Raw genomic sequence first — 17,487 nt, 5'->3', positions numbered from 1 at the left:
CTTTGAACGCTTTTAGTAGGGTGGTTTAAAACGGAAGGTCTCCGTTTTTGTGTACCTTTAGAATATACAAAAAAATCTGCTATCAGTGATAGAAAAATCTATCACCAACAACAGATATTGTAGAACCATTATTATTGCGCTTTTTATTTTGCCTAGCTATGTTTTGTCAATCCGGTGAAGGCGGCGATAAATTAATTTTACCCTCTTCTTTAAAAAGCCTTTACCTTTCCAATGTCACAAGTTTGGTATGATATAATTATAGTTACTGAATTGGAGGGAAATGGAATGGCTTTCATGAACTGGCTTACCAAAAAAATAAATAAGGTTACCCGGTTTTCACGAGCCAACCACCCCCTTAACCGAAATCGTCACCTTCCTCGGCAGCGAAAGCAATCTACCATCGCCCCTAATGAGCCTGAGCCGGTACAAGAAGAAGTCCTTACCGAGAGCTCTACCCCAGCTGCAGATCATTCAACAATCATCCACCAGTCCCACAAAACAACTTCAGTTTCCTTCTTCTACCTGGACGAAAATGGGAATCAACTTGCTGAACCCGACATATTCATGGGTGAGAGTGGCAAACTGTTTCAGTTTAAAATTCCCCACTTTGATAACTATTACCTTCACACAATTGACAATTTTACCAATAGTTTTGCTGATTTTGACCAAAAGGCGGTTTTTCACTTCAATCTCAAAATGGCGGCTCCTGTCAAGGTTTACAGTATTGACATCGATACTTCACAGATGTTGATTCCTGTAAAATTAGTTACTGGTAAGTTGGGACAAACTTATCAAATTGAGCCTCCTAAGATCAACAACTATCGGCCGATTAACAGTATCGGTAAAAAATACGGTTACTTTTCCCAGACTACGTCCGATGTTGATTTCTATTACCGTAAAGCCGACTGGTCGACAGTACAACCTATCGATTACTATATAAAATTAAATGCCGCACACGATGTGTTTGATGAGCCCAACGGAAAGCCATTAACGACCCAACTTCCTCGCTCAATCATCGTCAAGGTTTTTCTAAAGATTGAGTTAGACGACCACCAAACTTGGTATAACGTTGGTGGCACTCAGTGGATTTCCGGTGACAAGGTAGAGTTAAGTGACCCACCCGCAGACCGTGAAATCAAGCACCAAACAAAGGTCAATGAATCCCTTTCAATGTTATCCGGCTATATTGACTTTCTCGAAGGAAAATCCGTTAGCACTTACGATAAGCCTTACGGAAAATCCCTTAATAAACTAGATAACGGTAGCGAGGTCAAAATTCAGTCGACCCTAACCGATGATCAACAAATAAAATGGTACGAATTGGAGGACCATTCTGTGGTCCCCGCAAGATACGTAGTTTTAACCTAATAAAGGCGGTGGGACAGAAAGCACGCGAAGTTGCTTTCGTCGTCTCACCCCCGGAAGGCCAACAGTAACTGAGGGTCATGAATAATGGGCCTCAGTCCTGATGGCTACTGCGTGTAGCAAGAATTTGGATGAAAGCAAAAATGTAGCGATAAATTTCAAGAAAATGAAATTTATCGCTACTTTTTTCGATTTACCTAGTTATGTCCCAGGCTCTTTTTAGTATCAAGTTTTATAGATTTTTATCCATGTTAAATGTCAGTTTTGAAAGAGTTAATCCCTTTTCGAATAGGTCGTGCATAAACTGCTCAGTATCTATTCTCATCATCTTAACTACTTGATGATTTTGCTCAGTCAGGTAATCAGTTAGTTCTTGGCCACTTAATGATTTTGATTCCTTTAGTGCTTGGTCAACATGACGACGCAACTTTTCCTTGCTTGCCGTCAAGAAGTCAACGTCATCCTGAATAAATTCAGAGTAGTGAGCTTCAACCAATACAGATAGCTTCCGATACATCCAGTAAGCACTCTCATCATCACATCTAAGGGGAGTATTGGCGTAACTAGGATCGGTATCAGTAACGTTACCAAAGAATGGCACATAAGGACTAAAGGCTGGGACCCCGAAACACAACCACATAATTGCGGACTTTTCAGCTGGAACATCGTTTCTGATTTGCAGAACGTGTGAGTTTTGAGTCCGGTTCATTGAAATTGGTCTGAACAAGGTTTTAGTACTCTCGTTCCCCTTTGAAAATGGATCGTATTCAGTTTCATTGTAATGAGAGCCTAAAATATATTCGATATCTTCAACTGAAATTTTCTTTGAAGTCCGGCAGATAAATGGCAAGTCTGACGAGATAGGTGACTGCTCAATCTCAGGGTTGAGATACTTTTGACCGAACCATACTCGAGGAGTGTTATAGTGGCGGTCCTTTTCGTTATCAGTCCCAAAAATATGGCGGAAATTGAATCCTTGCTTATCAGTGTTCAGATGATTCTCTTCAACAAACTCTTGAATCCCGTCTGAATACATAAAGTTATCAGGATCGTTAAAGTCAACCTGTTGAATAGCTACTTGGTTTGCAGCAATCGCGTAAGCGTCATCAGGGATTCGTTGAGCGACCCAATGATGACCAGTTACAATTTCCATATACCAAACTTCGTCGTTATCTGAGAACAGGACGCCGTTTCCTTCAGGTGAACCGTACTTCTTGATCAATTGGCCAAGATACGATACCCCTTCTCGGGCAGAGTTAATGAATGGCAACACCATTGATTGAAGTGAATCTTCAGCAAGCCCATTTTCAACTAAAGGATCAATTGAAAGTGCCCGTTCGTTACCATAAACACTTTCAGTGGCACTCATCGCAACGTTCTTTTCGTTAAAACCACTTTCCGCATATACCCCTTCCTTGTCAACATCAACGTTAGGAGTAGCTAAATAGCGGTAACCATCTGCTGGCATGTCCGCAGTAAAACCGTTTTGGTTTGAAATCCAAGTCTTATTTTGACCAGAAACAGCATCGTGAACGTAAAATCTCTGTGGCGTTAATGGTAAAAACGTATCGTCATTTCTGGCAATCATCGTTGAACCATCGATTGATGCATTTTTACCAACTAAAACACTCGTACATGCAGATAAACTCTTGTAACTCATAATGGAATGGCACTTCTTTCAGTTTATTTTTATAACTTCGCGGTTAGTTCAACATCAGGATACTTGTCTTTAAACCAGCGAAGGGCAAAATCATTTTCAAATAAGAACAGGGGATCACCATTGCGATCCTTAACTAACAGATTTCGGGACGAGGACATTCTTTCATCAAGCTGATCAGGATTGATCCAGCGAGCTGTCTTCTTTCCCATCGGTTCCATAGCAACTTCCGAGTTGTACTCATTTTGCATTCTGAATTGGAACACTTCAAATTGAAGTTGCCCAACCGCCCCAAGAATATAGTCATTAGTTGAGTATGACTGGTAGAGCTGAACCGCTCCTTCTTGGACTAGTTGATTGATTCCCTTGTGGAATGACTTTTGTTTCATCACGTTTTTAGCGGAAACTCGCACAAACAGTTCAGGCGTAAATTGAGGTAACTTTTCGTACTGAATCGATTTCTTACCAGTATAAATCGTATCACCAATCTGGAAGTTTCCAGTATCGTAAAGACCGATAATGTCTCCGGCAACGGCGGTCTGAACATTTTCCCGGGTATTGGCCATAAACTCAGTAACGTTAGAAAGGCGGAGCTTCTTTTGCGTTCTAAATAAGTTCACATCCATTCCCTTTTCAAACTTGCCGGAACAAATTCTCACGAACGCGATTCTATCACGGTGATTTGGGTTCATATTTGCTTGAATCTTAAATACAAATCCTGAGAATTCATCATCAGTTGGTTCTATCATATCGCCTTCCTCAGTCTTATGAGGACTTGGAGCGGGAGCAAAGTTGAGATAGGCATCGAGAAAAGTCTTGACTCCAAAGTTTACCAAGGCGGAGCCAAAGAATACTGGCGTTTGATCACCAGTCTTTATCTTATCTTCATCAAACTGATTTCCAGCCATATCAAGCAAGTCAATGCTATCCTTAGCGTCACTAAACTGATCATCCTCAGCTAACTCATTGTTGTTAACTGGATTGTTTTCGTCATCTAGTTCAACCATTTCCGACGGATCATCATGTTTGTAAAGCTCAACTCGATGATTATACCGGTCGAAAATTCCAGTTAACGTCTTGCCCATTCCAATTGGCCAGTTCATTGGGTATGCTTCAATCCCCAAAACTTCTTCAAGTTCATCGATTAAATCCATTGGTTCCCGACCATCACGATCTAACTTATTCATAAAAGTGAAAATTGGAATTCCCCGCATCTTACAGATTTGGAAAAGCTTTTTAGTTTGAGGCTCAATTCCCTTAGCAGAATCAATAACCATGACGGCAGAATCAACGGCCATTAACGTCCGGTACGTATCTTCAGAAAAGTCCTCATGCCCAGGGGTATCAAGAATGTTGATTCGTTTGCCACTATAGTCAAACTGCATCACAGAACTCGTAACTGAAATTCCACGTTTCTGCTCGATCTCCATCCAATCAGACTTCGCAAAGTTACCTGTCTTTCTTGCCTTGACAGTTCCAGCTTCACGAACGACCCCACCAAACAATAGCAATTGTTCAGTAATCGTCGTCTTACCAGCATCAGGGTGAGAAATAATCGCAAACGTCCGCCGCTTATTATCCTCTTGTTTTAATTGTTGATCAGTCATTTTAAATTCCTTTCGGTCCGAAATACACTAATTTATATTAACATACTTTAGTTAGTAACTAAACGATGCCCATGAAAATCACCAATAATATCATTTGTTTTTAACAAAAAAGACGATTCCAGTCACCGTCTTGATAACTGAATTCGTCTTTTGTTTACATGTCTAATTACCCTTTTCAATTTGGTGCATTACGTAATTTACAACCTTCAGCGAACTTAGCCCATCATTAATGGCACAGAAGCGGTTGTAGAAGTTCATAAACTGCTTATTAGCACCCATGTCAGGATGCTGCAAGGCATGGTGGATATCGCCTAACAGCTCCTTAGGGGTGTGAGCAATTTTTCCTGGCAAGTCTCTCTCATAGTTGAGGTAGAAACCACGAAGTTCCTCCTTGTACAAATGGTAATCATAAGGATAGAACAGAATTGGTCGTTTGAGGTACGCGTAGTCGAAGAACACTGATGAATAATCCGTAATCAACAGGTCAGATACAAGGTAGAGATCCGAGATGTTTGGATGACTTGAAAAATCATAAACAAAGTCCGAGTAATTCGAAATATCCAACGCATTTGAAATCAAGTAATGCATTCTTAAAATCAGGACCGTGTCCTCACCAAACGACTTCTTGAAATCGTCAAGGTTGAACGGTAACTCAAAGGTATACTTTCCCTTCTGAGCAAACTGATTATCCCGGTATGTTGGGGCATACATTACCACTTTTTTATCCAGTGGAATTCCAAGTTCTTGCTTCAATGCATCAATTTCGTCAGTCTTTGTATTGATTAATTCATCGTTTCTTGGATAACCAATTTTCAAAATTTGATTATTAAACCCAAAAGCAGACCGGAAAATCTGGGTGGAATAGTCGTTAGGTGAAACCAAGGCATCCCAACGGTTTGCTTCTTTAACAAAGTTTTTATGATATTTAGCGGTCGTAGTTCCTGGCATCGAAACATTTTCGATATCAAGGCCAAGCTTTTTCAGCGGGGTCCCATGCCAAGTCTGAATGTAAGTGACGTAGTTTGGTTTCTTTACCCAGGCTGGGAAGCGGGCATTCGAAATCCAGAACTGTGATTTTTCAATAATTCTGACCCATTTGTTAGTTCGTCTAACAACGTAGTCAATCCCGTTTTCCTTACAAAATGCCTTTTGAGAACGGTCAATGGACCAAATCATTTTAATTCCCGGATACAACTTTTTAAACAGAGTATAAATAGCATACGGGCTATCACTAACTTGGCGGCCACCAAAACTTTCAAACACAATTGTCGTGTTCTCGTACGGTGAATGTCCGCGTTTGAATAAGAGCCTCATTCTAGCTAGATTCAACTTATCAGAGACCATCTTAACAACGTCAGCCATTCCTGAAGCCTTGCCACCAGCAGCAGTAACCTTCTCAACCAAAGAGGCAGCCGGAAATTCTTTGATCAAGATTCCGTTATCAAAACTCTTCTCGATCATGATTTCTCTTCGCCCAGGTAAATTAACATCCGTTGCCTGACCAACTAAAGATTTGGCAACAATCATCCGTTGCTCAATCGTTTGCCCATCCAAGTCATAGTTAATGAATAACTGACTAGTTGAATCTTTTGGGATATCTGTCAACGGAATCGTTACCGTGAACATCCCAGCAAACATTTTTTTATCGATAGGAAACTCTAGTTTTGAATCACTTGCTTGGCTCTTAATGATCACCCGCTGATTCTCAATCTTTTTCCCATTGATTTGATTGTACCCAGTCACTTCTAACCCTTCATCAATCAAGTTGACAGAATTGATCATAAAGTCTTCATCGGACTGGTTAGTTCTGATATTAAATAAAGCCATTCCGGTAGGATCGGAGTTGAATTGGTAATAGCTAGTAAGTTGTAATTGGTGCCTATCACTTAGGTACTCACTTTCAACTTGAACAACGCTCTTATTGTCAGCATCATTGTTGATGAAGAAGATTTGCCACTCAAACTCAGTCTGATCACTATTTTCATAATGAAAGTTTTGAGCGTCAATTTTAACCCTAACAATATTTCTGCTGACAACTTTAGTAATTGGTTGCATTACCGACGCAAGACTATTTTTCTCAACGAAGAGGAAATATGAGTGGTCGAATGAACCAAAAGCATCTAGCAACTCAAATTCAAGAATCTGCGTTTGTTTTTTTTGATGAACGCCTGATAATATTGCTCTCACTTTTTATTTCCCCTTAGTAATTAAATATTTGCTTACCGGCAAGGTACTTAGATGCTTCGATGCTGTCATCCAAATCCATATAAACCCGGTTTTCCTCAGTGTTAACTGCCGTTAAAATCCGGTTGTAAAAAGCCGAAATGTTTTCATATCGTTTAAAATCAATATACGAAACTACCTTAGTCACTCGCTTAACAAGGTTGGCTTCATAGTCTTTAATTAAACTCTTTTCGTTATCGCTAGTTGCGTTCAGTAACTGCGTAGGAGTTTCAATCACTGAAGTTGAGCTTAGCCGATAATTAACTTTCTTTTCTGATTGTTGATTACTAAACCGGAAAATGAGCTCACCGTTCTTATTTAGAAGAAGACTTTCAGTTAAATAATCATCGTCATATTTATCGATGCCAAATAAGTTACCATCTCGCGTGTAATCATTAACCTGAATAATATTTGCCATTTCATCAAAGTAGACAGTATGAATCAAAGCACCATCTTCATCGTACAATGACTCGGCTTTAATCTGACCCGCATCATCAACATAACGCTTAGCATCCCTTTGGCCCTGATAGCCTTCATATGTAGATAGTGTACTTAAATCTAGGTCAACTAGGTCATCGCTATTGAGCTTAACGCCCTTTTCGTTAGCGTAAATATCGTAAAGCGTGGTTAATTCAAAGTCTACCTTACCTTCAGTTACCCGTTTGATTTCCTTTTCTGCTTTCCAAATATCATCAAATCTATTTTGGCAGACAACAATCACTATCTCAGCACTTTCCTCTTGGAGAAGGGTAAGTTGCTTACTGAAGTTTGGTTTGCGAATTCCATCTAATGAAGTTAACAAAAAAACTGCTTTCATTTTTTCCTCCCATAATAAAATATCCCTAGTTAATTAAACTGGGGATACTAAATTTATTTACTTTAGGCTTTCCACTCTTCAGAATCAGCAAGACCAAGGTCTTCTTTAATCTTAGTGGTTGAAATTCCTTCTGTTCTAGGTAAGTAAACTACCTCACAATAGTCCTTTAAAAAGTCAAACTTACCCTTCCAGTCATCACCCATAACAAAGATATCGATATTACGATCAACTACATCATGAACTTTTTGGTCCCAATTTTTTTCTGGAATAACTTCATCAACATACTTGATGGATTCCAAAATATACTTACGATCTTCGTATGAAGTATAAGCTTTTTTACCCTTTTCGGCATTAAATTCATCAGATGAAAGGCAAACGGTTAAATGATCGCCAAGTGCTTTAGCTCTCTTGAGCAAGCGAATATGGCCTTTATGGAGCAAGTCAAATGTTCCATACGTAATTACTTTTTTCATAAAATCTCCTACTTAAATGATTATCTTCAAATAATAAACACAACTTAAATACTAGCATAATCATTCTTTACGTCAATAATTATTAAGCGGTTTTAAAACTTATTCCACTTGATTAAGTTTGAAAATATTGTACAGGTGAGTAACGACAACCTTCACGACAGCATAGAACGGTATCGCCAAAATCATTCCCATCAGACCAGCAATGTTACCTGCAGCCAACAGAATAATAATAATCGTAAGTGGATGGATTTGAAGTGCCTTTCCAATGACGTTTGGATAGACAAGGTTACCATCAACTTGCTGAACAACTAAGACGATTAGGATGTTTAAAATTACATTCCACCAGTTTCCAGTTGACAATGACACTGCCAAGGCTGGAGCAATTCCGATATATGGACCAATGTATGGAATGATATTGCACAACCCTGCAATAAATCCCAGCAACAACGCGTATGGCAAGTGGATTAAAGCATATCCAATTGCTGTAAACGTACCGACAAACAAACATTCAATCATTTGACCGCCAATATACTTCGAAATCGTATGACTCATTTCGCTAAGTAGATCCATAATTTGGCCCCGATGCTTTTCGGGTAACATCTTTTCGATGCTTGGGGCTAATTTTTCACCATCTTTAAGCATATAAAACAGTACCACCGGAACGGTAATTGCAACGATCACAATGTTCGCTGCAGCGGAAATAATTGAACCAAGTCCGCTTGTTATTCCAGAGACAATGCTGCTTACATATTGGTTGACGTTCTTGGAAACCTTATCAACTAATTGACTGAAATCAATCTTTGATAATAACTTTTGTGAGCTAGCGTCTTGGAACACCTTGTCAAACAAATCCCGGGCATCATTCATAACGCTTGGCAATTTATTGCCTAACGTAACTAATTGGGAAGTTAATTGCGGTACAAAAACTGTCAAAACCAAGACAATCACAGCAATCAGTAGAACAAATACAATTGCAACACCCCAGCCACGCGAGATTCGGTACTTTCCAAGTTTCACTTTTCCCAGCAAAGAAACAATTGGATTAAGCATATAGAATAAAATCCCGGCTAGTAATATCGGAACAAAAATCGTTGATATAAAAATTGCAATTGGTGAAAAAATAAAACTAACCTTGGTACAAACCCAGATGATCGTCATGACAATTAAAATTTCAATGGACCAAAAAAATAGTGATGAATTCTTTAATCTATTTAACATTTGCATCCCACCTAACATTATTATTTTTATTTTAGCATTAATGCTGTTGTTTGTTTCCTATGGGGGCCAAGTCCTATAAGTAAATAAATATAGTCCGGCCACCTAAATCGGCCTCTTCACTCAGATTTTTCACTTAACTTCAAAACTTATTCTGCGCACTACGTTTGCTCAAGTTTCATGCTATATCAGGCTAAAACTAGCAATCAGTTGATGATTTGTTTCGTCCACCTAAATCGGCCTCTTCACTCAGATTTTTCACTTAACTTCAAAACTTATCCTGCGCACTACGTTTGCTCAAGTTTCATGTTATATCAGGCTAAAACTAGCAATCAGCTTGATTAAATTAACTCAATAGCCGCGCACTTCGTTTGCTCGCCTACTGAGTTTTATTTAATTCTCACTGATTACCGCTAGCTTTAGCACCTTACAAAAATAGCCGGGACCCTCTCCCAGCTACTCCTTGCGGCCTTCATTTTTTTGACGAGACAATTCCAAGTATCTTTGATACCAGATGGCAATAAACTCTTCAGAGAACGGCCCCTTCTTATTGTTGATCCAATCAACAATAATCTTAACGTTAGTTTTTAAGATATGATCAATTTCCGGCCCGTAATTCCAGCGTCTTGAAAAATCATTATATTCATCGACATCAAGTAACTTTCTCCGGCCATCCGGAAACACTTTAACGTCGAGATCATAATCGATATACTTCAATGCTTCCTTATCCATTACATAGGGAGAAGCAAGATTACAGTAATAAGCAAGGCCATCGTCCCGTAACATTGCAACGACGTTAAACCAATACTTTTTATGGAAATAAACTAATGCAGGTTCTCTTGTTACCCAGTGGCGGCCATCATCCTCCGTAACTAGGGTGCGGTTGTTGCACCCAATTAGTGAATTATCGTTAGATTTTAATACCATCGTATCTCGCCAGATACGATGCAAACTTCCATCATGTTTATAGCTTTGAATCGCAATGAAGTCGCCTTCCCGTGGTTGTTTTGAATTTTGTGCCATTGTGGTACCCACTTTCAGCTAAAGCTACTCACATCGATTGTTTCCAATCCAATTAGTATTATATCAGAGTTAATTGCTTTTTCCGAATTCTTTTAGTCAGCCGTCAGCTCCTCAATTACCCGGCTGATATCATCCAAATTAAACCCCTTACGGTACAGAGCCTGCTTGGTTTTGTTAACCATAACATACTGATCAGGATTGCTATAATGCTTCAAATACTTCTCGGCCATCTTAACCAGTAACTCAGCGTCATCATTTTCAACCTCGCCCGGATCAACCGATGCCATCACCTCTTGAACTTGAGCATAACTGAACCCCCGCTGCATCAGTAGTTTGTTTGTTTTATTGATTTTCATCTTAACCGAATCCCTAGTCGAACGGCTGAGCTGTTTATCAGCAACCTTAGAGGCAATCTCCACTGCAAGGCTGTCTGGATATTCCCGGTCAAGCACATCTAAGATTAAATGATCATTAATTCCCTTTTGCTTAAGGTGGCGATTGATCCACTCAGGGCCATTCTTTTCCTGCCTAACAACTGTCCGGACATAACTCACCGCGTACTTCTCATCATTGACCAAATTCAAATCCTTTAGTTTGATAATGACTTGATTTATCATGTCTTCGTCTTCAGTCAGAGTAGAAAGTTTATCGACAACCTCCTTTTCCGTCCGCAAATTATGGGCAAGAAAATCAATTGCCTTAGAGTACAGTTTCGAAACCTGATCAGCTTGTTTTAAATTATTTATCTGATTTTCTTCTAACTCCATCCCCTTGAATAGCCTAAACTTAATTAGAACCTCTTCACTTACGGGAAACGAATACTGACCATCAAGGTACACATTGAACCGCCCTTTTCGTTTTTGAGCCTCAATTTTCGTTATTGTCGCTGTCATCTTTTCTCCTTTCAATTCACTTTCCAATTTTCTTCTGATATACTTAACTTAATTTATAACCGAGGATGATAATTTTGACAACTGCCCACGTAGTATACGCAACAATTACAGGAAACAATGAAGACGTCGCTGACATCATTGCTGAAAAGCTTGAGGACCTTGGCGTCGAGGTAACAGAAACTGAAATATCCCAAACTGACGCATCTGCGTTTGAATCCGTAGATATTTGTGTGGTTTGTCCGTACACATACGATGAAGGGTCCCTTCCCGAAGAAGGACTTGATTTTTATGATGACCTTCAAGAACTGGACCTGACTGGTAAAGTTTTTGGAGTTGCGGGATCAGGTGATGTATTCTACGAAGAATACTACAATGTCGCTGTAGATAAGTTTGCAGAAGCTTTTAAAAAAGCCAATGCTGTTCAAGGATCAGAACCCGTTAAGGTTAATCTTGAACCAGAAGAAGACGATATCGAGAAACTCGATAAGCTTGCTGAAGATTTGCTTGCAAAAGCCGGTAAGTAATATAAAAAACTATCAACCACAGGTTGATAGTTTTTTTATTCACTAAGTTATTTCCGCCGTTTTCGCTTCTTTTTTCGTGGTGGCCGTTTCTTTTTGCTAACTTTCCGACTAGCAGACCGTCTAAGTTTTTTTGCCCTACTAACCACTTCAGCAAAAGCATCCCTGTCCTCTTCGATTGGTCCTTGTTTGAACTCTTGCAGGCTTGCATTGAACACTCCCCCAACTAGTAGGATCAACGCTGAGAAATCAAGCCAAAACATTAGCACAATAAACGTTCCAATAGCTTTGTAAGCAGTGACTCCTTTGGCAAAATACTTCAAATAAATCGTAAATACCTGACCAAGTACCATTAGTCCAATCGTTGCTAACAACGCACCGAATACGACGTAACGTAGTTTCACCTTAGCAGTTGGGACAAAATAAAAAAGTGCCGTTAATACAATCCAAACCACTATCAAAGTTGATGGCCACTTTACAGTTCCAATCAAGTCCAAAATCCAGTTTGGAACATGGATAATCGGTTGTAACCATCCCAAAATCATCTGACCAAAAATTGCAAATAAGATAATTATGCCAACTACGGCAATCAATAATAAAGTCCAGACGAACGATAAGATTCGGTTGGTTACTGCCGTCTGATTCTCAGCCACTCCATATGTTTGGTTGATAGTTCGCTGAAAAGCAGCAATCGCCCGACTTGCCGACCAAATAGTAACAATAATACCAATTGACAGCTGGCCACCGCCACCACCGTGGATCGTCGAATCAATCACTGGTTCAAGCGTTTGATAGATTCTATCGGGGAGAATTGGCCGCAACAACATTTCGAAATCAGCTGCATTTACATTTAGTAAATTTAGCATACTACCAGCTATGAATAGTAGCGGAAAAATTGATAATAGGGAATAAAACGCAAGTACTACGGCTGAATCTGAAACATTCCCACCGCTGTAACGAGATAAGAAAATCTTGACGAAATTCTTCAGTTTCTCAAATTTACTTACTACCAATCATCATCACTCCCCCGAAATTGTATCTTTAATTGCTGCTAAAATTCTGTCGGACGCTTTTCCATCCCCGTATGGATTTTTGGCATCCGCCATCCGCTGGTACTCCTGCTTATCATTCAACAAGCGCTTCATTTCGCCCTTAACTTTATCACCGTCCGTACCTACTAACTTAAGGGTACCAGCGTCAATTCCTTCAGGCCTTTCAGTTGTGTCCCGTAACACTAACACTGGTTTACCAAGTGAAGGGGCTTCTTCTTGAACCCCACCAGAATCAGTCATGATAAAGAAACTCTTTGCCGCCATATTGTGAAAATCAAGAACGTCTAACGGTTCAATCAAATGAACCTTAGGATTGCCATCAAAAACTTCATGAGCAATTGTCTGAACCGCTGGGCTAAGGTGAACGGGATAAACCACCTCAACGTCATCATATTCCTTTACTAACTCATTAATAGCGGTAAAGGTTCTCTTCATGGGCTCCCCTTGGTTTTCCCGGCGGTGCATCGTAAGTAATATCATCCTTGAATTTGCGTTAACTTCATCAAGAACCCCATGATGATAGTCATCACTTACGGTTTGTTTTAAAGCATCAATGGCTGTATTTCCAGTCACATAGATGTTATCTTCAGCGTGGTTTTCTAATAGTAAGTTCCCCTTTGAAACTTCCGTTGGAGCAAAGTACAAGTCAGCCAGAACATCAGTTAACTGCCGGTTCATTTCCTCTGGATACGGAGAAAATTTATTGAAGGTTCGCAATCCCGCTTCAACGTGGCCAACTTTAGTCTTATGGTAAAAAGCACTGACACTCGCAGCAAAAGTCGTAGTCGTATCACCATGAACAAGAATAATGTCCGGAGATTCCTTCTCAATTATTGGATCAAGTTCAACAATAACCTTTGTTGTAATCTCACTAAGTGACTGATTTTTCTTCATCACATTAAGATCGTATTGCGGTGAAATGTTAAAAATCTCTAAAACTTGATCTAGCATCTCTCGGTGCTGAGCCGTTACAACCGTGATTGGTTCGAACTCATTGGGCCGGTTTTGCATAGCCAAAATAATTGGTGCCATTTTAATCGCCTCTGGGCGGGTACCAAAGATCGACATTACTTTTATCTTGCTCATTTATTTTCAGACTTCCTTTCTGATTCATTATAGCAAAAGTGAAAACAATGATAACAGTGTAAAATTTGGCAATTTTCAGTTATGGTATAATTTGAAATTGAATAATAAACTGCCAGGGGTGAAATCATCATCGAAAATTTTGAACATTTACTAACAAAATATGCTGAACTAATCACCAAAGTCGGCGTTAATGTCCAACCAGGACAAACAATTATTTTATATTCGGATGTCCATACCGCTCATCTGGCTGAACTCATCAGCTCCTCTGCATACGCCTTAGGGGCAAATGAAGTAATCGTCAAATGGAGTGACGCTCCAGTGCAACGAGATTTCTTAGAGCACACTTCAGACCAACGACTTGAAACCCACTACGAGTTTGAGAAAAAGGCTGCTGAAGAACTAATGGCAAAACGGGCCAGTCGGATTTCTTTGATTTCTCAAGCACCTGATGCATTTGCTGGAATCGATCCAAAACGGCTCCAAATGTACCAAACTACATATTCAAAGGTAAAACAGCCAGTCACCAAAGCAACCATGAACAACGATATCAGTTGGTTAGTTGTCGCTGCCGCTAGTCCTGAATGGGCAAAAATCGTTTTCCCAGACTTAGAGACTGACGATGCGTTAACAAAACTATGGCAAGCTATCTTTACAATTTGTCGGGTCGACCAACCGGACCCAGTTGCCGCTTGGAAAAACCACATTAATTTTCTGACTGAACGAGCTGAATGGTTAAACAACTACCAATTCGATGCTCTTCATTACCATTCACCTAAAACTGACCTATTTGTTGGTCTGCCAAAGGATCATCATTGGGAAGGTGCTGGGTCTCACGATGGTAGCGGTAATTTCTTTGTTCCTAACATTCCAACTGAAGAAGTCTTTACGGCTCCCGACTTTAAACGAATTGACGGAACCGTTTCTTCAACACTGCCATTAAGCTACAATGGCCAAATTATCGAAGGCCTTACCTTAACGTTTAAAAATGGCCAAATTACTAATGCTACTGCCGATGAGGGCGAAGAACTCCTTAACCACTTGATTCAGACTGATAACGGTTCAAAATCTCTGGGGGAAGTTGCCCTTGTTCCTGAAGATTCTCCAATTGCCACTGCCAAGACTATTTTCTACAATACCCTGTTTGATGAAAATGCTTCTGACCACTTGGCAATTGGTGCCGGCTATCCATTCAGCATCAAAAACGGGACATCAATGTCACGAGCCGACCTTCAAAAGGCTGGTTTAAATGATTCAACCGTCCACGTTGACTTTATGGTTGGTTCCTCAGACATGAACATTAACGGAATCACTAAAGACGGCGAGGCCATTCCGATTATGAAGAATGGTATCTGGGCATAGCAATTTAACATGGAGGACTTATTTTGAAAACAATCAGTCTTATTGTTCCCTGTTTTAATGAAGAACCAACGGTCGAATTGTTTTACACCACGACCCAAAAGGTTTTTGATAAACTCAACGAACAAGAAGAAAGATATAAACCTGAATATTTATTTATTAACGACGGCTCACGAGATAATACGCTTAGCGTCATGCGGGACTTAAACCAAAAGCATCCCGACACGGTTCACTATATCTCATTTTCTCGAAATTTTGGTAAGGAATCCGCCTTTGCGGCCGGTTTATCAAACGCAAGCGGTGACTTCATTGCTGTCATGGACGTTGATTTACAAGATCCACCAGAGTTGCTAATTCAAATGCTCGATATCTTGGACCGCGAAGATTCTGAATATGACGTTGTCGGTTGTGTGCAAAAATCACGAAAGCAAAACCCAATCAGGGCTTTCCTATCAGCATCGTTTTACAAAGTAATTAACAAAATGGCCAAAGTAGAAATTAAGCAAAATGTTCGGGATTACCGGCTAATGACCAGAAAATACGTTGATGCTGTCCTTGAACTAAATGAGTACAATCGGTTCAGTAAGGGAATCTTCTCTTGGGTTGGATTCAACACTAAGTACTTAGAGTACGAAGGGGTTCCCCGAGCAGCTGGCGAAACCTCTTGGTCAATTTTCCAACTGTTTGAATACTCGTTGGAGGCAATCGTTGACTTTTCTGATGTGCCACTCAGATTTGCAACAATTGTCGGCAGTTTCATGTGTTTCCTATCGATTCTTGCTTTGATTTTTGTTGTCGTCCGTGCCCTATTCTTCGGTGGTTCCGTAGCCGGTTGGGCTTCACTAGTTTCAATTATCCTGTTTTTTGGTGGGGTGCAACTGTTCTGCCTTGGAATAGTCGGTAAGTATATTGGCAAGATCTACCTAGAGTCGAAACACCGACCACAATTCATTATTCAGGAGAAGCGATAATATTTGCTATGAGAAAAATTGCGGATTTATTTGATCGATACCGGGAAGTTATTTCCTACCTTTTTTGGGGCGTATTGACTACAGCTGTTAATTTGGGGACTTTTTGGTTGATCCATCATTTTACCAGCATCGGGTGGTTAGTAAATAATACCATCGCTTGGTTTGTCAGCGTTCTATTTGCTTACATCACTAATAAAGCCTACGTCTTCCACTCCGCAAGCACCACCAGGCTAGACATAATTAAAGAAATTTTCTTCTTTTTTACAGGTAGAATTGGCTCACTAGGTGTCGAATACGTTATTCTATACGTAGGAATCACATTATTATCTGGGAACGAAATGCTCGTAAAACTAATTGATAATGTGGTAATTGTCGTTATTAATTATTTCTGGTCCAAATGGGCTGTATTCAAGAAATCAAAGGGGAATTAATATGGGACGTCAAGATATGAGAAAGCAACAAGCAGAATTTTCAATGGGGCACGCAACTAAGTCAACTGGATACACGTTGTTAGCTATTTCGGTAGTGATTATCGCATTGCTAGCAATCGTAGCAAAGTTACTTATGTAATCGCCTCCTACATTAGAACCGAATTCGGGTTCGGCAACTTATCACCGAAAGGATTGGCGTTTGCCTTGAATGGCAATGCTGGTCTTTTTATTTTTGCCAGCAAATCATTATTAGCCCCTTTTGCCTCTAAAAATGTTATCTTACCTGCATGGAGGTGGTCCCAAATGAGTTCAATTGGTGTGGATGAATATCATGGCCTATTTGGTAAAGTCAATAATGACCCCATCATTTCATTTGAATTTCTAGTCGTAGCAGTGTTTCAACCAGGAATGAGTTGGAAAGTTGCGGCATCAAAGATTCCAGTTTTTAAGCAGGTGTTCGCTAACTTTGACTACCACAAAGTGGCTCAGTTTGATGATCCTGAACTGGAGGAAATTGAATCGAATTCCGATATGATTCAAAACGGCCGTAAGATTAGAGCGGTACTGAACAACGCGCAGGCGGCCGTTTCACTTGAACCTGAGTTCGGTAACCTTGCTGAATACTTTTGGTCATTCGATCCTAAAAAGCGACCAGAGCTAGACCCAAGCCAAATTGGCTCCGTTGTCGCAAAGGATATGAAAAAACGGGGTTTCAAATTTGTTGGCCCCACCACAATTCAACTACTACTAATTGGTCAAGGGATCGTTGATCGCAAATATCGACCATAGGAGGATAT

17 protein-coding genes are annotated in these 17,487 nt (G+C 40.0%); 7 read left to right on the top strand and 10 right to left on the bottom strand.

The genetic code is table 11. The annotated features are described in order from the left end of the window. The first annotated feature begins 285 nt into the window (after positions 1–285). Positions 286–1,368: a MucBP domain-containing protein gene (locus QOW94_RS05010; protein ID WP_283679138.1), complete on the top strand. Its 1,083-nt coding sequence runs from the start codon at positions 286–288 to the stop codon at positions 1,366–1,368. 229 nt (positions 1,369–1,597) lie between these two features. Here QOW94_RS05010 and QOW94_RS05005 read toward each other — a convergent pair whose 3' ends face one another. The 8 genes from QOW94_RS05005 to recX form a co-directional block, all read right to left on the bottom strand. Continuing rightward, positions 1,598–3,025 (bottom strand): C69 family dipeptidase, encoded by a 1,428-nt coding sequence (locus tag QOW94_RS05005; RefSeq protein ID WP_283679136.1) that lies wholly within the window; start codon positions 3,023–3,025, stop codon positions 1,598–1,600. Positions 3,026–3,054: 29 nt separating this feature from the next. Further along, the gene (locus tag QOW94_RS05000; RefSeq protein WP_283679135.1) at positions 3,055–4,629 is read right to left on the bottom strand and encodes a peptide chain release factor 3; all 1,575 of its coding nucleotides are present in this window, start codon (positions 4,627–4,629) and stop codon (positions 3,055–3,057) included. Positions 4,630–4,791: 162 nt separating this feature from the next. After that, a complete protein-coding gene (locus QOW94_RS04995) occupies positions 4,792–6,816 on the bottom strand; it encodes a CDP-glycerol glycerophosphotransferase family protein (protein ID WP_283679134.1) in 2,025 nt (674 codons plus the stop codon). 13 nt (positions 6,817–6,829) lie between these two features. Continuing rightward, entirely contained in the window at positions 6,830–7,669 is an 840-nt protein-coding gene (locus tag QOW94_RS04990) for a hypothetical protein (RefSeq protein ID WP_283679133.1), read from the bottom strand. A 62-nt stretch (positions 7,670–7,731) separates the two neighbouring features. Next, positions 7,732–8,142: a glycerol-3-phosphate cytidylyltransferase gene (gene tagD / locus QOW94_RS04985; RefSeq protein WP_283679132.1), complete on the bottom strand. Its 411-nt coding sequence runs from the start codon at positions 8,140–8,142 to the stop codon at positions 7,732–7,734. Positions 8,143–8,241: 99 nt separating this feature from the next. After that, entirely contained in the window at positions 8,242–9,360 is a 1,119-nt protein-coding gene (locus QOW94_RS04980; RefSeq protein WP_283679131.1) for an AI-2E family transporter, read from the bottom strand. 453 nt (positions 9,361–9,813) lie between these two features. Beyond that, complete coding sequence (gene ntdP / locus QOW94_RS04975) at positions 9,814–10,380, bottom strand: nucleoside tri-diphosphate phosphatase (RefSeq protein ID WP_283679130.1); 567 nt, start codon at positions 10,378–10,380, stop codon at positions 9,814–9,816. Positions 10,381–10,472: 92 nt separating this feature from the next. Further along, the gene (gene recX, locus QOW94_RS04970) at positions 10,473–11,273 is read right to left on the bottom strand and encodes a recombination regulator RecX (protein ID WP_283679129.1); all 801 of its coding nucleotides are present in this window, start codon (positions 11,271–11,273) and stop codon (positions 10,473–10,475) included. Positions 11,274–11,347: 74 nt separating this feature from the next. Here recX and QOW94_RS04965 point away from each other — a divergent pair, with 74 nt between their 5' ends. Further along, positions 11,348–11,797: a flavodoxin gene (locus QOW94_RS04965; protein ID WP_283679128.1), complete on the top strand. Its 450-nt coding sequence runs from the start codon at positions 11,348–11,350 to the stop codon at positions 11,795–11,797. Between the two features lie 47 nt (positions 11,798–11,844). Here the strand turns inward: QOW94_RS04965 and QOW94_RS04960 are convergent, their stop codons facing one another. Both QOW94_RS04960 and wecB read right to left on the bottom strand, forming a co-directional pair. Further along, positions 11,845–12,807, bottom strand: coding sequence for a YihY/virulence factor BrkB family protein (locus tag QOW94_RS04960; protein ID WP_283679127.1), 963 nt, complete (start codon positions 12,805–12,807; stop codon positions 11,845–11,847). Between the two features lie 6 nt (positions 12,808–12,813). Continuing rightward, the gene (gene wecB, locus QOW94_RS04955; RefSeq protein ID WP_283679126.1) at positions 12,814–13,932 is read right to left on the bottom strand and encodes a non-hydrolyzing UDP-N-acetylglucosamine 2-epimerase; all 1,119 of its coding nucleotides are present in this window, start codon (positions 13,930–13,932) and stop codon (positions 12,814–12,816) included. 123 nt (positions 13,933–14,055) lie between these two features. Between wecB and QOW94_RS04950 the strand changes: the two genes are divergently transcribed. The 5 genes from QOW94_RS04950 to QOW94_RS04930 all read left to right on the top strand — a co-directional run bounded on the left by QOW94_RS04950 (position 14,056) and on the right by QOW94_RS04930 (position 17,479). Further along, entirely contained in the window at positions 14,056–15,291 is a 1,236-nt protein-coding gene (locus tag QOW94_RS04950; RefSeq protein ID WP_283679142.1) for an aminopeptidase, read from the top strand. 23 nt (positions 15,292–15,314) lie between these two features. Then, positions 15,315–16,259, top strand: coding sequence for a glycosyltransferase family 2 protein (locus tag QOW94_RS04945; protein ID WP_283679124.1), 945 nt, complete (start codon positions 15,315–15,317; stop codon positions 16,257–16,259). Positions 16,260–16,267: 8 nt separating this feature from the next. Next, positions 16,268–16,690, top strand: a complete 423-nt coding sequence (locus QOW94_RS04940) for a GtrA family protein (protein ID WP_283679123.1) — start codon at positions 16,268–16,270, stop codon at positions 16,688–16,690. Position 16,691: 1 nt separating this feature from the next. Further along, on the top strand, positions 16,692–16,829 hold the full coding sequence (locus QOW94_RS04935) for a hypothetical protein (RefSeq protein WP_283679122.1): 138 nt from the start codon (positions 16,692–16,694) through the stop codon (positions 16,827–16,829). Between the two features lie 164 nt (positions 16,830–16,993). Then, complete coding sequence (locus tag QOW94_RS04930) at positions 16,994–17,479, top strand: DNA-3-methyladenine glycosylase I (protein WP_283679121.1); 486 nt, start codon at positions 16,994–16,996, stop codon at positions 17,477–17,479. Positions 17,480–17,487: the final 8 nt, after the last annotated feature.

The organism is Lentilactobacillus sp. Marseille-Q4993, assembly GCF_951230165.1.
Taxonomy (GTDB): Bacteria; Bacillota; Bacilli; order Lactobacillales; family Lactobacillaceae; genus Lentilactobacillus.
Note: the sequence above shows the minus strand (reverse complement) of the source record. Positions and strands in the feature narration are given on the sequence as shown.

Coding starts and splice junctions, on each gene's coding strand:
- QOW94_RS05010 (WP_283679138.1), top strand. CDS start 286: ATGGCTTTCATGAACTGGCTTACCAAAAAAATAAATAAGGTTACCCGG.
- QOW94_RS05005 (WP_283679136.1), bottom strand. CDS start 3,025: ATGAGTTACAAGAGTTTATCTGCATGTACGAGTGTTTTAGTTGGTAAA.
- QOW94_RS05000 (WP_283679135.1), bottom strand. CDS start 4,629: ATGACTGATCAACAATTAAAACAAGAGGATAATAAGCGGCGGACGTTT.
- QOW94_RS04990 (WP_283679133.1), bottom strand. CDS start 7,669: ATGAAAGCAGTTTTTTTGTTAACTTCATTAGATGGAATTCGCAAACCA.
- tagD (WP_283679132.1), bottom strand. CDS start 8,142: ATGAAAAAAGTAATTACGTATGGAACATTTGACTTGCTCCATAAAGGC.
- QOW94_RS04980 (WP_283679131.1), bottom strand. CDS start 9,360: ATGTTAAATAGATTAAAGAATTCATCACTATTTTTTTGGTCCATTGAA.
- ntdP (WP_283679130.1), bottom strand. CDS start 10,380: ATGGCACAAAATTCAAAACAACCACGGGAAGGCGACTTCATTGCGATT.
- recX (WP_283679129.1), bottom strand. CDS start 11,273: ATGACAGCGACAATAACGAAAATTGAGGCTCAAAAACGAAAAGGGCGG.
- wecB (WP_283679126.1), bottom strand. CDS start 13,932: ATGAGCAAGATAAAAGTAATGTCGATCTTTGGTACCCGCCCAGAGGCG.
- QOW94_RS04940 (WP_283679123.1), top strand. CDS start 16,268: ATGAGAAAAATTGCGGATTTATTTGATCGATACCGGGAAGTTATTTCC.
- QOW94_RS04935 (WP_283679122.1), top strand. CDS start 16,692: ATGGGACGTCAAGATATGAGAAAGCAACAAGCAGAATTTTCAATGGGG.
- QOW94_RS04930 (WP_283679121.1), top strand. CDS start 16,994: ATGAGTTCAATTGGTGTGGATGAATATCATGGCCTATTTGGTAAAGTC.